This window comes from Thalassotalea psychrophila (assembly GCF_031583595.1).
Taxonomy (GTDB): Bacteria; Pseudomonadota; Gammaproteobacteria; order Enterobacterales; family Alteromonadaceae; genus Thalassotalea_A; species Thalassotalea_A psychrophila.
This window is the reverse complement of sequence record NZ_CP134145.1, coordinates 1071671-1086342: the sequence shown is the minus strand read 5'-3', so window position 1 is coordinate 1086342 and position 14672 is coordinate 1071671. Positions and strand designations below refer to the sequence as shown.

Genomic DNA, 14672 nt, shown 5'->3' with positions numbered 1-14672 from the left:
TCTACCCTAGATTGCTTTTGTAATTAGCTCACTTAGAGAACTGCTGATACCATTCGACTTCACTGATCAAATCTTGCGTCGACGCTAATTGATCAATAAACGTTAAGCCGTTCAAATGGTCTAATTCATGCTGGAAAATACGAGCGATAAAGCCAGATAGCTCTTTTTGTTGTTCATTACCTTGTTGGTCAAAGTAACGTACCGTGATCTGACTATGCCTTGGCACTAAACCACGCATACTAGGCACGCTTAAGCATCCTTCCCAATCTTTCACTTTCTCAGCAGAATAATGCAATATTTCAGGATTAATAATTGCTGTCGGCGCCATTAATGGTGCGTCTGGATATCGAGCATTGGGTTTAGAACACATGATAAAAATACGTACACTATGATGAATTTGTGGTGCGGCAATTCCTACTCCACCAGCTTCTTGTACAGCTAACATCATTTGCTTAATTAATTTCTGGCATTCATCGCCAAGTATATCGTTAACCGCAACCGCTCGTTTTCTTAATACCGCATGGCCTAATTGAGCAATAGCATAGGGCTTACTTTTAGCTTGATTCACTTGGCTCATTTCGTTTTAGTCTTTTATCTTAGTCTTCAGTCTTAATAGTCACTTCAATATTTTTGCTATCGCCGGCAAACCATTTTTGCACGTAGATAGATCCTAACACCGGTGGCATACCGTCTTCAGGTACTTCTTTATATCGAATACTGTTTTTATTTTGCTTTTCAATTTCAAATTTAATAACTTTTTCAGACACAGTTTGTTTAACCTTTATTTATTCGCAAGCTAGATCACTTGCAATGGTTCAATAGTAATATTGTACTTTATGATGATTTTTCAGCAGGGCCTTGCAACTTTAAATTCATCTTAGGATTTTTTAACACGATACCTTTTTTTAAAAGTAATTTATGCAATTGCTTTTGTAATTTGGTTTCAACATGGCTGCCCTGTGCATCACGAAATTTCTGCTCGTCACTAAAGTGGCAGAGCACTAATAAACTGCTAGGGAATAGATCGAACTGAACCGTGTGACTTAAATGACTAAAGCCATCAACTTGCTTTGCCTCTTCATTTACTAAGGCTAATACGGCTAATAACTTTACGTTCAATCGCTGGACGATTTTGCTCATTTTCATGTTTTAAACTCTCTCAAATGGCACTTACTTTGACTTTAATTGGATGGACTTTAACTCAAAAGTATTCATATATAACCGTGGATCGGCAATTTTATCCAGCATTGAACTCTCTGGCAAACAATCGTCATCAACATAGTCTACATAATTGGCTGAAGAATCAAACACTAATATATCCAACGCTAACCGATCTAATCCGTACAGACCACGATGGATCATATCTGCTGAAAAAACTAATAAATCCCCCGCAGCGAGCTTAATTTTTTTGCCTCCAGAAAGACTTTCGCAGCTGGTTCTGCCCTTTTCTTCTTGTCGCACATCAAACTCTTCATCATTATCCCAGCGCTTATGCGTGCCGGGCACTAGCTCAATGCCGAGTTCGTCAAATAAAGGCACACGCAGATGTACTACTTGTGTTTCATCAATGACTTGCTTTTGATCTTCTACGTCATAGTCATATTGACAGTCTCGATGCCAAAAATCTTTTTGCTGAGGATTAACCGGGTTAAAAAATAATTGCGTATTCATAAACGCTGGATTATTCGGCATTAGTGATTCGACCACAGTCATTATCTTTGTTGAACTAATAAAGTTAAATAGCTCTACTCTATCGTCGAAACCTAAGTATTCACTACCAGTAATTAACGAAGAGTTGAACGCTTCTTCTTGATAAAATTCAAGATTATCTTGCTTCCATAATTCATGGAATTTTAATATTACTTTCTTGAGGGAGGATATTTCAGGCGCACTAAAATAGTCTCGAATTACAAAGTAACCTTGTTCATCATAATTACTATGTAATTTTTTAGCGGTCAATTGACTTAGATTATCTACCATTAACTAGCATACCTTCTATTGATTATATTCATCATTATCCTTTGTTCATCTAGTGGTAACTACTGTGGTAAACCGTTATGAAAATATTAAAGGGTATGCTTTATACTCTTTAACTTAAATTAAATCATTATATTTTTCTTTCTTTTAAATTTCACATCCCTTTCACAACAAGTTACCTAAGATACCATCACTAAATATTACTGTGGTGCAAATTTATGCCTTGTTCAATTGAATTAAAAAACGTTGCTCAATCTTTTGGAAACATTGGTTCGACTATTACGTTATTCGAAAACCTTGATTTATCAATAAGCCAAGGGCAATCCTATGCCATAACAGGTCCTTCAGGTGCAGGTAAGTCGAGTTTACTTATGCTGCTTTCTGGATTAGAAAAACCAACTTCAGGTCAAGGCAATTTCATCAATAATAATCACCTATCAACTCTTGATAACTTACGCGCAGAAATAGGCTTTATTTTTCAGCAGTTTCATTTATTGCCTGAGTTAACCGCTTTACACAATATTGCTTTGCCGTTGAAATTACGCGGTGATAAACAAGCGATTAAAAAAGCTGAACATTGGTTAGAAAAGGTCGGATTGTCAGATAGAGCCCATCATAAACCATCACAGTTAAGTGGTGGCGAACAACAGCGAGTCGCAATCGCTCGTGCGTTAGTATTTTCACCTAAATTTATTTTTGCCGATGAACCGACGGGCAATCTAGACCAACACAATGCCAATGAAATTTCTGATATTTTATTTGCTTGCTGCCAAGAGAATAACGCTGGTTTAGTCATTGTTACGCACAGCAACGTGCTTGCAAGTAAGGCGCAAAACATTTACTCACTTGCTAATGGCGAGCTAACTAAAACATCATCGATTAGCATCGTTGATAAACAAAGTACAAAACATACAGCACAACACATCACTAAAAACCTATCTACCGACGAAAGACAGGTGCCATCATGTTAAAACATCATACGCAACTCGCTTGGCACTATTCTGTGCAAGAATACCGCCAACCTCATCAAAAACTACTGCGCTGGGTGCAAGCCACTTTAATGGTTTTTATTGTCACCTTGACGTTATCAAGTAGCACTATTCAACATTACTTGCAGAGTAACTTGCAAAACCTGCTAGGCGCAGATGCGGTATTAACTCAAAAAGATAAATTAACCACTAATCAATTCACTTCATTAACCAATTTTAGTGACAAAGTGGTCAGTACATTACAAATTAATGCAACGTTAACATTTGATGGAAAATGGCAGCGTTCAAAACTAAAAGCAGTAGGCAGTGATTACCCCTTACAAGGCCAATTACTCACTTCAACGTCACTGCAAAGCCCTGCAGTAGCCACAAACGGTGGTCCTACAGCTGGCAATATATGGTTAGACAGCCGACTATTCGCCAGTTTAACGCTATCAATTGGTGACTCTATCAACATAGGTGAGCAAGCATTTTTTGTATCCAGAGTGTTGGTTCACGAGCCAGATAGATTGATGGAAGGACATAATGTTTCTATGAGAGCCATGGTGAATATCATTGATATGGAAAAGTTAGCTTTTCCAACAGCTCTTATTCAACATCGATACCTTGTTTCTGCATCAAAATCACAAATACAGCAGCTTATTAATTGGCAACAAGAGCAACTTCCAGCAGCACAAATTCACCATAAACAAGGCGCTCATCCGCTCGCTTTATTTTGGCAACGCACTGAAAATTTTTTAGGTTTAGCCTCCATAGTTTTATTTTTTATGGCCGCCATCGCCATTGAACAAATCGCGCAAGTTCACATAAAAAAGGAACAGTACTTTTCCGCCATTTGCATGAGCTTAGGTGCTTCAAAAGCGACTGGTTTACAGTTATCACTATTTAAATGGCTAATTAATATATTGCTGTTATTACCTGTAGTCGCAATTTTATCTGCTGTATTTCATTGGTTGATTGTCGACTGGTTAGCTGAAACATTTTCACAAATCCATTGGCAATTAGATGTTTGGCTTATGACTAAAACGATAGCAAGCTGTGTATTGCTTTTTGCGGTCTTTCATTCTCCCGTTTGGTTAACATTGTGCCAAACATCAGTTGCTAAATTGTTTCATCAAAATCAAAAAAGTATTTCTTTAGGCTTAATTAAACTATGTGCCTTAGTTGTGCTGGTTTTGGTGGCAGTGAACTACTCTGATAATGGTTTATTAACCGTGATGTTAGTCGGCAGTATAGCCGTCACCATCATATTGATGGCGGCTATTAGTTGGACGGTTTTAACCTTAGGCGAAAAAGCCAGTCAACAACTTTCAGGGCTGATCCCTTTTACCCTATTTATGATGAAACAGCGTTTATTAAGTAAAAGCACCCAAATTCTTGGGATTGGATTAAGCACATTTTTATTATTGTTTACGCTAATGCTTTTAAAAGACATAGGCGACACCATGACTTCATATCAAAGAACCCATGATGGTAATGTTATGGTTTCACAAGCCAGTCAACCACAAATGCAGGCAATAGATAAATGGTCTAAACAACACGGAATTAGTCTCCGTCAAACTGCTCCTTATTTGTATGCCAAAGTAGTAAAAATTAATGACCAGGCACTCAATAAATTTACCCAAAATCCCAGTGACAGTTTAGCAACGTTATCACGTTCTATTAGGTTACATTGGAGCGAAACTATTCCAAATACAAACCGTTTGGTTCAAGGGCTATGGTGGAAGAAAGACACTAAAAACTGGCAGCAAATATCGATTGAAGAAGAGGTCATGACCGATTTAGGTTTGAATCTTGGCGATGAGCTTACTTTTATTATTCATCAACAAAGCTTTACCTTCACGATAACTGCAAGTCATGTTTATAAACCGGGGGCGGGTTCAATTACCTTCTGGGTACAAATGCCTCCATCAGCCATCCAACATATCAACGCGCCTCAATACAATATGGCAAGTTTAGAACTTAACGATGATCACTGGCCACTACTTAGCCAATTATGGCAAGCTCATCCAAGCATAAGAATGATCTCTCTACAGGAGCTGACAAAACAATTTGATGATATTTTAGCAATGATCACCAAAGTTATTAGTGGTTTTGCTTTGATGATTATTTTACTCGCCATTATTGTCATTTTGTCCTCAATTAATGCGCTTGCAAGTAAAGAAAAGAAAAAAAACAGTGTCATTATGAGCTTCGGCTTTTTAAAGAAAACGTGCTTGCAGCTAAACATTATTGAATGGTTAATTACTGCATTAATCATCGCAACGGGTGCGATAGTAGGTACGTACATTACCGGCATGTTAATTTATCAATCGCAATTTTCACTGACTTATCAGCCAAATTTATTCATATTATTCATTACATTAGCCATTATTTTAAGCACAGTAACGTTACTAGGTGTATACGCTAGCCGACACAGTTTAAAGAGTTCAGTTAAACAATTAATGGCCGATGTTTAATATTATGTTTTTAATCAAAACAGTTTCACATATGTTTCACGCATGCTTTGACACACTTGTTTCATACTTAACATAGGAGTGAGATAAATGAATATTATAAAACAACAGGCATTAGTATTAATCACGTTATTAATTGCAACATTTCAAGTGCAGGCCGAAACAAGTACCAAGAAAGTATTAATGATCGTCAGTGGTAATGGCCAAGGTGAGAAACAACCTGGTTATGAATTTGATGAGTTTTCAAAAGCCTATACAGTATTCAATGATAACGGGGTTGCTGTTGATATCGCCAGCCCAAAAGGTGGTCACGTAGAAGCGGATAAATACGACCCAAGTAAATCCTATAATGCGAAAGTATTAGATGATCAAACTATTATGGCAAAACTGAATAAAACCCTTGCAACTGGTTCAGTAGATGCAAAAGCTTACGATGCTGTTTTTGTTGTTGGTGGTAAAGGTGCAATGTTTGATTTACCTAAAGATACGGCATTACAAAATGTTATTGCCCAAATATATCAACAGCAAGGCAGTGTCGCTGCAGTTTGTCATGGCCCAGCGGCATTAGTTAATGTAAAACTAAAAGATGGCAGTTATTTAGTTGCTAATAAAGCGATAAACAGCTTTACCAACCAAGAAGAAAAACTGTTTGGTCAAAAGTGGATAAACGATTTTGATTTCATGCTTGAAGATAAATTGACAGAACGCGGTGCTAAGTTTCAATCAAGCGAAATTATGCTAAGCCATGTTGCAGTTGACGGACGTTTAATTACGGGCCAAAACCCGACCTCAACAGTAGACGTGGCGACAGCGTTAGTTAAAAGTTTAGGGTTAACGCCTGTTAAAGCTGAAGTAGAATTAGAAGATAAAACCATGGCAGTAATCGCTAAATTTATAGCGGGTGACCAATCAGCCCTTGATACACTTGCGAAGAGCCAAGAGCAATACCATATCCCTTTAGTTGGTATGTACGGTTTCTATTTTCTAAAAGTAGCGGATACAACGCTCGATTTTGAGCAATCATTAGCTTTAATGTTAGTGGCACAAAAAGCGATAAATAGTCCTAACCTTGATATGCAAATAGCAAAAACACAGTCAAAATTAGGGCAAACCGCAAATGCAAAAGCCACATTGAATCAGTTAATTACTGCAAAACCTGATTTCAAACCAGCACAAGACATGTTAAAAACGTTATAAGATAATTACAAAAATAACCTGTCCTTAACGATAGCTTTAAATAAATCGTTAAGGACGTTCAAATTCGGGAAATGCTATGAATAACCAATCTTTATATATTCTAGTCGTTGAAGATCAGCAAAGTATTGCCCAAAATATTGCTGACTACATGGAAGAAAAAGGTCACGTATTAGATTTTGCCACCCAAGGTGATCAAGGCTTGGAGCTGGCGTTAACTAACCATTATGATTTAGTCATTCTCGACTTAAATTTACCGGTAATGGATGGGCTAGAAGTTTGCCAACAAATACGTAAACAAGCTAGCCATCACGTACCGGTTATCATGCTTACTGCAAGAGACAGCATCGACGATAAAATTTCCGGTTTTACACTAGGTGCAGATGATTATTTAACCAAACCGTTTTCTTTAGAAGAGTTGGAAGTGCGTTGCCTCGCTTTATCAAGGCGTTATTTATTACAAACCGATCATACCTTAACGTTTGATCAGCTGGTTATCGATAGAAAAACACAGCAAGTAACCCGTGCAGGTAAAAACCTTGAATTGCATAGTATGGGCTACCGCATTCTGACAATTTTAGCAGAAACCTATCCGCAAGTGGTTAGTCGTTCAAAGCTATCCCAAAAACTATGGGGAGATGAGCCAACTGAATCAGATGCGCTTAGATCTCACATCTATCAGTTACGAAATATATTAGATAAGCCTTTTGATTACCCGATGATAAAAACCATGCATGGTATTGGCTTCCTTTTAAATGTTGAAAGTAATGTAAAAAGCGAAGTAAAAAACGATGACAAATAGCGAAGTAAAAAACGATGACAAATAGCGATGTAAAAAAACAAAAGCCTTCAATAAAATTTCACAGTTTAAGCAGAAAAATTGTCAGCCAATTCTGCTTATTTACTCTATTAATATCTACGGTATGGGGCATGCTGTGTTTCACCCTAATGTACATTATTGAAGATGATTTTATTGAACGAGAGATCAGGTTAGAAGCTCAGTATTTACAACAAGACTATGAAAAAAATCAGCAGTGGTCTTCTCCTCGCGTCAGTTATATGGCGTTATACTTCTCAAAAAACACCTTACCTGATGATATCAAGCAGCGATATATTGACGAACCAAACAGAAAAGAATTTTCAGGAAAAAACGGTCGTCATTACCATTTATTAGCTCTACCAAAATCAGAAAACATTTACCTTGTCGCAGAAGTCAGTGAAATGTTGTTAGTTCGCCCTATCACTGAAAACATACTAAAAGTAATGATAATTTCAGGCTTAATATTAGTGTTACTCGCCTTTATAATCGCGTGGCAGCTGGGTAGAAAAACCGCGGTACCATTAAAGCAGCTTGCCGATTTAGTTAATGGCGTTGCTCCTGAAAATATTCCAGATAAGTTTGCTAAACAATTTCCAAATAATGAAATAGGAATTTTAGCGCAAACTTTAGAAAGCACCATGGCGAGAATTAACCAAAGTTTACTTAGAGAGAAATGCTTTACTCGTGACGTCAGTCATGAACTAAGAACCCCTGTCGCTATTATTAAAAATGCCGTAGAAGTGTACCGTAATCAACAAACGGCAGATGAAAATAAGCCCATTATCGATCGCATATCTCAAGCAAGTACACAAATGGAGCAAACAGTTACCACACTGCTAACCCTAGCAAGGGGAGAGCATACTGAGGCAGACAAAAACAATATAAAAATGCTGCCATTAATTGAACAATCTATTATTGACCAGAATCACCTCATTAATAACAAACCAATCCAAGTTGAAGTAAACGACAATTGTGATGTAGAGGTCTATGCGCAGTCAGGTATGTTAACGGTATTATTAGATAATTTAATTGGTAATGCTTTTCAATATACTCAACAAGGCCGAGTTACCATTGAGATGCAAAATAAAACACTTATTGTTACTGATACAGGTCCTGGTATTGAAGCAAGCATTTCAGATAAAGTAACCGACCCAGCAGTTAAAGGTAGCCAAAGCACGGGGTACGGTTTCGGTTTATCCATTGTAAAACGTTTATGTGAACATCAGGGATGGTTGTTAACGTTTTCAAGTGAGCAAGGAACTAAAATTTCTATCACGTTGAAATAATAACTCGTTAAAAGCCAATCAATTGATTGGCTTTTAAACGTATATTCAGCTTTACCTTTTTAGACACAAATTCATCTTTCTATTGTGTTGAATTTACTGTCTTACCTTGATATTGATGTTCTGAAAAAACATCCTGAGAGGTTTCGTTAATTTCGGTGAAGTAAGCAAAGCTTCCTTTCATCTTCATTTCAGTTTGCTTGGTTAGTACTGCTCCATCAATATTGGTAAAAGTAAACGTTATCGCTAAGTCGGTAATGTTGGCAGTAAACATGGGAGAAAATTCTGCGCTGTTCCATATAGATATTTTTTCAATAAATTGTGCTTCTTTTTGATAGGTTAACTCTCCCTGAAGTTTACCAGCCGCATCTTCTCCCAGTTTCTTTAAGTAAACGTTAAACCCCACAACAATATTTTTATCGTCGGTAGATACTAAAGACAGGCTTTCAAGATCAATTAGCTTGCGTAATTTGAGTTGGATATTGCCCTCTTGTTCTTGTTTATTTTTATTTATCGCAAACTTCTCAATTTGTTTTTTTGTCGGTTGTTGGCCATTAATTTGTTTAAGCAGCCATGGTTGACTTGCTTGTGGTGAATATTGTTCAATACTGCTTGTTATGTCACCCTCTTCGTCTTCATAGCGAGAAATTGTATAAGACCACAGCTCTCTTTCCGTATGCTCAAATTTTATAATAGCGCGATTCACAGTATCCTTGAGCACTATTAATTCCTTGGTAGTATTTTCTGCTGCGGTGACGTAAAACGCAGCACCAAAGCAGAACAGTAATAAGCAACTCTTCTTCATATTTTACCTCTGGAGATATTAAAACTTTATGATATTAGTCTTGATGTGAAATAAAGGTGAAACCTGATAGCGCCTAAACAAAATATTTAGGCTTAAATATTAGATAAAATCTATTACTCTATACGGCCAAAGAGAAATAGAAGTCGTTCCATAAAAAAGGCGAGACACACATTTCTGTATGGCTCGCCTTTACTGTTTGTTATTTAAACTACCCAGTTAAGATACCTAGGGATTTGTCTTGTAAATAGCCCCACAAGAACGTATTAGTTCAAAGTGTTTACTGCTTATTTTCGAGTAGTAAATTTCGATATGCTGATGGACTATAACCAACTATTTTTTTAAACGCGGTATTGAATGTCGATTTAGAATTAAAACCAACGTCATAGGCAATACTAGTGATTAATTTGTCTCTATCCTGTAAAGCTTTTTTCGCTTCTTCAACTCGAAAGCCATTAACAAATTGGAAAAATTTGGTCTGTAAAAATTGAGAGAGCGTTTCTGAAATGTGGTTTTCAGTTTCAGAGATAGATTCAGATAGCTTGTTTAGCGATAAGTTATCTTGCAAAAACAACTTGTCATCGATCATAGTCCGTTCCAGTTTTGATGCAATCAATTGCATTCTTTCAGAACTAAGTAAAGCGGTTCTAGTCTGGCTGGCACGAGGTATGCCTTTATCTGATTGATTAAGAATTTTTTGGTTTAATGCCTTCTGGATAAAAATAGCCAGCGCAAAAACCTCTAAAATTGGCAGTAATTTGCCTGAGCCAAACCAAAACCAGCCCAACGCACTTAGAGAAAATTCAATAGCATACATTAACCATACAGCTCCCCAAATTAGCAGTACAGTTCTAAACCAACCTAATGAACGTTGCTCAATTTCAGAAAAGCGTTCCATAAGTTGTTGACGGTGTGAGTTGTGGAGCTTTAAGGCCATTACTAAGAATAAAACAGTGAAAAAGATAAATACAAAGGTCGCGGATAAACAAGTAAATACGGCTATTTTCCAAAGCTCAGGGTCTCTTGTAACGGGGTTAGCTAAAGCCAGTTTCTCTGCTGGGCTAATCATAAAAATAAAAGGAACCATTACCAGCACAACTAAAATAGGTCCAGATATTGCCAATGCCCACAACCGTTTATCTATTGCTTTGTCTGGTGACATAGTTGCATGCGCATAAAAGTAGAGGGCTGGCCCAAGCAAAACTCTGAATGGAAATTGTGCACCAGCTAGTGCTGGCGCATAAACATATGCGCCTGAATATATAAAAAGCTCACCTGCCAAATGTATCAGCAATAACAAAAGCAAACCTTTAAGGAAAACATTTTGTCTTTCCTTTGGCCTATTAAAAACCTCTAATAAAGCGATTGTTGTCATTCCCATCATGCAGGAGTATATAACTGTGGGAAAAAGGTTGACCATTTGATTACCAAAGATAAGAATTTTTATAACGTCCTGTAATTATAAAGTTAAACTGTACCTGAATCCACATATCGTCAAAAAGTCGATTTATATTCTACAAAAAGATCAAACACTTTTACTGAACAGTTGATGTTAAAGTTAAATTTCCACTTTTTCTTGTTTCCAAGTGACTGCTAAATAAATAATGAATAAGCCGGTAAAAATCTCAAAAAAACTAAAGAACATATAGTGAAGTGTGCCGCCCATTGTCACCGTAAAGGCTTGTATGGACGTAGTAATGATACCCGCAACAATATTAAAATATTTGTTTAGTTTGAACGTTAAGAACTTAGACAAAACAATCATGATCACAGGAATTTGCATTATTACGGCAAATACTAATAAAAATTCTTCTGTGATCTTCATGCCACCTACATCACCAGATAAAAATGCCTCTAAATATTTGGCAAGATGTAAAGTAAACACATCGCAATAGATATAATTCGCTGTTAGATAAATCCAAAGAAAAGGTAATAGGTTCCTACGATTGCCATCCCATTCAAAAACTTTCATATAAATCCTTAATTAAATAATTAGTTGGTTTTGATATGAAAAATGCCAAAATTTAGTGGTGTTGTCGTTTAAATGGGCCTATTCGAACGTATTATTTCAATTATTTTCAAAAAATTGCATTGTTTGCTAGTTTTTAAAGATTAGGAGATACAAAAAAGGTGAGCATTTAGCTCACCTTTTAGTCAAATCTGAGTTACAAACTTAATTACAACTCATCATTAAATACTAGTCTTCGTAAGTCGAAACTGCAGGACAAGAACAAATTAAGTTACGGTCGCCGAATACGTCATCGATACGATTAACCGTTGGCCAGAACTTATTCGCCGCTGCTGCTGCAACAGGGAATACTGCTTCTTGGATAGAATAGCCACGTTCCCAAGATGCATCAGTAATGTCTGCTAATGTGTGTGGAGCATTATGAAGAGGATTATCTTCAAGGGTCCATTCACCATTTTCAACTTTGGCAATCTCGTTGCGAATACTCGCCATTGCTTCAACAAAACGGTCAAGTTCAACTTTCGCTTCCGACTCAGTTGGCTCAATCATTAATGTACCCGCTACTGGGAATGACATTGTTGGCGCATGGAAACCGTAGTCCATTAAACGTTTTGCCACATCCATTTCAGTAATGCCTGAAGCTTCTTTAAGTGGACGTAAATCAACAATACACTCATGTGCTACGCGGCCGTTGTTGCCCGTATATAAAATAGGGAAATGTTCGCTTAACTTGTGCGCGAGGTAGTTTGCGTTGGTAATTGCGTATTTAGTTGAATCGGTTACACCTTGTTTGCCCAGCATGGCAACGTACATATAAGAAATACATAAAATACCTGCAGAGCCAAATGGTGCCGCCGATACCGCGCCGTTGCCTTTATTTGATTCATTAACAGTAACTATTGCGTGATCAGGTAAGAATGGCGCAAGGTGAGCTTTAACACCAATTGGTCCCATACCTGGGCCACCGCCACCGTGTGGAATAGCAAAGGTTTTGTGTAAGTTTAAGTGCGAAACATCTGCACCAATAAAACCAGGAGAAGTAATACCAACCTGAGCATTCATGTTAGCGCCATCAAGGTACACTTGACCGCCATTAGCGTGAATGATTTCACAAATCTCTTTGATTGTTGTTTCGTATATACCGTGCGTAGATGGATAGGTGATCATGATACAAGCAAGGTTTTCAGAATACTCTTCGGCTTTTGCTTTTAAATCAGCCATATCAACGTTACCGTCTTTATCACAGGCGGTAACTACGATTTTCATGCCAACCATTTGTGCAGAGGCAGGGTTAGTACCGTGCGCAGATGATGGGATTAAACAAATGTTACGATGGCTGTCGCCGCGGCTTTCATGGTATTTGTGAATAGCGATCAAACCTGCATACTCACCTTGAGCACCCGAGTTTGGTTGCATAGAGATGTTATCGTAACCGGTAAGTTCAACTAACCAATCACCTAACTCATCAATCATATGCTTGTAACCTTGCGCTTGATCGATTGGTGCAAACGGGTGCATATTAGCAAATTCAGGCCATGATACTGGGATCATCTGCGCAGTCGCATTAAGTTTCATCGTACATGAACCTAATGAAATCATTGAATGGTTAAGCGCTAAATCTTTGTTTTCCAGTTTTTTGATGTAACGTAACATCTCAGTTTCTGAGTGGTACGAGTTAAATACTGGATGAGTTAAAATAGCAGACTCACGTACAAGTGCAGCAGGAATTGAAGAATGACCACATGACACGATAGCGGCATCTAATTCTGCAACATCTAAACCATGGCCTTCACCAAGTAACACATCAAATAATGTGATTAAATTTTCACGAGTTGTTGTTTCATCTAGAGCAACACCAACTTGACCGTCTACATCAACACGCAAGTTAACGCCGTTTGCTAAAGCACGAGCAACAATTTCTTCTTTGTTGTCGACAGCAAACGTTAACGTATCAAAGTAATTTTGATGAATTGCGGTTAAGCCTTGTTGCGCTGTACCTAAACATAAAATATCAGCAAAACGGTGCATACGCTGTGCAATTACTTTTAAACCTTTAGGCCCATGATAAACCGCGTAAAACGCTGCCATATTGGCTAATAATACTTGTGCGGTACAAATGTTTGAGTTGGCTTTTTCGCGGCGAATATGTTGCTCACGAGTTTGCATTGCCATACGCAGCGCATCTTTCCCGCGAGTATCTTTAGATACACCAATAATACGACCCGGTAATGAACGTTTGTACTTATCAGAAGTAGTGAAAAACGCAGCATGTGGTCCGCCGTAACCCATTGGTACACCAAAACGTTGGCTTGAACCAATTACTACGTCAGCGCCTAACTCGCCTGGCGCTTTAAGTAACACTAAACTCATAATATCGGCAGCTACTGCAACAATACCTTTGTTCGCATGAACCGCTTCAATAAGCGGGGTAATGTCAGACACTTCACCCGATGCTGTTGGGTATTGTAATAACGCACCAAATACATTGTGGTTAACCACATCTTCGGCTGGGCCAAAAACAAGATCAAAACCAAACATGTCTGCACGTTGCTTAACAACGTCAATAGTTTGTGGAAAAACGCTATCAGCAATAAAGAACAAGTTTGATTTTTTGTTTTTAGATACACGTTTTGCTAAAGCCATAGCTTCAGCTGCTGCGGTACCTTCATCAAGAAGTGATGCCGATGCTAAGTCTAAACCGGTTAAGTCTAAACACATTTGTTGGTAGTTTAATAACGACTCTAAACGGCCTTGAGCAATTTCTGGCTGGTATGGCGTATAAGCCGTGTACCAACCTGGGTTTTCAAGCACGTTGCGCAAAATTACGCCCGGAGTATGCGTTGGGTAATACCCTAAACCAATGTTTGATTGATTTACTACGTTAAGGCTAGCAACCGCTTTTAAGTCGCTTAACGCTTTAACTTCAGTTTTGCTTTCACCAATGGCTGGTAATTCGGTTAAACGAATATTGGCCGGTACAATTTCATCGATTAAGGCATCAACAGAGTCCGCGCCAATGTCATTTAACATGGCTTTAGTTTGTTCGCTATTCGGGCCTATATGACGACGAATGAAATCTTGGGTTTGTTCTAACTGAGATAAAGTTTGAGTAGACATAACATCACTTACTTAATAAAAAATTTGAATTTATTTACTTACGTAAAACAATAAACCCCAAGCAA

At 37.8% G+C, this 14672-nt stretch carries 13 protein-coding genes; 5 read left to right on the top strand and 8 right to left on the bottom strand.

The features are described 5' to 3' along the window. Window positions 1–28 precede the first annotated feature (28 nt). The 4 genes from def to RGQ13_RS04555 form a co-directional block, all read right to left on the bottom strand. Window positions 29–577: a peptide deformylase gene (gene def / locus RGQ13_RS04570; protein WP_348392380.1), complete on the bottom strand. Its 549-nt coding sequence runs from the start codon at window positions 575–577 to the stop codon at window positions 29–31. 19 nt (window positions 578–596) lie between these two features. Beyond that, complete coding sequence (locus RGQ13_RS04565; protein WP_348392379.1) at window positions 597–767, bottom strand: hypothetical protein; 171 nt, start codon at window positions 765–767, stop codon at window positions 597–599. Window positions 768–834: 67 nt separating this feature from the next. Beyond that, window positions 835–1140: a hypothetical protein gene (locus RGQ13_RS04560; RefSeq protein WP_348392378.1), complete on the bottom strand. Its 306-nt coding sequence runs from the start codon at window positions 1138–1140 to the stop codon at window positions 835–837. A 30-nt stretch (window positions 1141–1170) separates the two neighbouring features. Beyond that, entirely contained in the window at window positions 1171–1980 is an 810-nt protein-coding gene (locus tag RGQ13_RS04555; RefSeq protein WP_348392377.1) for a phytanoyl-CoA dioxygenase family protein, read from the bottom strand. Between the two features lie 215 nt (window positions 1981–2195). Here RGQ13_RS04555 and RGQ13_RS04550 point away from each other — a divergent pair, with 215 nt between their 5' ends. The 5 genes from RGQ13_RS04550 to RGQ13_RS04530 all read left to right on the top strand — a co-directional run bounded on the left by RGQ13_RS04550 (window position 2196) and on the right by RGQ13_RS04530 (window position 8722). Further along, on the top strand, window positions 2196–2948 hold the full coding sequence (locus RGQ13_RS04550; RefSeq protein WP_348392376.1) for an ABC transporter ATP-binding protein: 753 nt from the start codon (window positions 2196–2198) through the stop codon (window positions 2946–2948). After that, complete coding sequence (locus RGQ13_RS04545) at window positions 2942–5425, top strand: ABC transporter permease (protein ID WP_348392375.1); 2484 nt, start codon at window positions 2942–2944, stop codon at window positions 5423–5425. Before RGQ13_RS04550 ends, RGQ13_RS04545 begins: the two co-directional genes overlap by 7 nt. Before the next feature lie 87 nt (window positions 5426–5512). After that, the gene (locus RGQ13_RS04540; protein WP_348392374.1) at window positions 5513–6619 is read left to right on the top strand and encodes a type 1 glutamine amidotransferase domain-containing protein; all 1107 of its coding nucleotides are present in this window, start codon (window positions 5513–5515) and stop codon (window positions 6617–6619) included. A gap of 76 nt (window positions 6620–6695) precedes the next feature. Then, window positions 6696–7418 (top strand): response regulator transcription factor, encoded by a 723-nt coding sequence (locus tag RGQ13_RS04535; RefSeq protein ID WP_348392373.1) that lies wholly within the window; start codon window positions 6696–6698, stop codon window positions 7416–7418. A gap of 14 nt (window positions 7419–7432) precedes the next feature. Further along, window positions 7433–8722 carry a sensor histidine kinase gene (locus tag RGQ13_RS04530; RefSeq protein WP_348392372.1) on the top strand — a complete coding sequence of 430 codons (1290 nt, stop codon included), beginning with the start codon at window positions 7433–7435 and terminating at the stop codon, window positions 8720–8722. Window positions 8723–8801: 79 nt separating this feature from the next. Here RGQ13_RS04530 and RGQ13_RS04525 read toward each other — a convergent pair whose 3' ends face one another. From RGQ13_RS04525 to gcvP, 4 genes are all read right to left on the bottom strand, one after another. Beyond that, window positions 8802–9524: a hypothetical protein gene (locus RGQ13_RS04525; RefSeq protein WP_348392371.1), complete on the bottom strand. Its 723-nt coding sequence runs from the start codon at window positions 9522–9524 to the stop codon at window positions 8802–8804. A 277-nt stretch (window positions 9525–9801) separates the two neighbouring features. After that, window positions 9802–10896 (bottom strand): helix-turn-helix domain-containing protein, encoded by a 1095-nt coding sequence (locus RGQ13_RS04520; protein WP_348392370.1) that lies wholly within the window; start codon window positions 10894–10896, stop codon window positions 9802–9804. Window positions 10897–11079: 183 nt separating this feature from the next. Beyond that, window positions 11080–11493 (bottom strand): DUF6326 family protein, encoded by a 414-nt coding sequence (locus tag RGQ13_RS04515; RefSeq protein ID WP_348392369.1) that lies wholly within the window; start codon window positions 11491–11493, stop codon window positions 11080–11082. Between the two features lie 225 nt (window positions 11494–11718). Next, complete coding sequence (gene gcvP, locus RGQ13_RS04510) at window positions 11719–14607, bottom strand: aminomethyl-transferring glycine dehydrogenase (RefSeq protein ID WP_348392368.1); 2889 nt, start codon at window positions 14605–14607, stop codon at window positions 11719–11721. Between the last annotated feature and the right edge of the window lie 65 nt (window positions 14608–14672).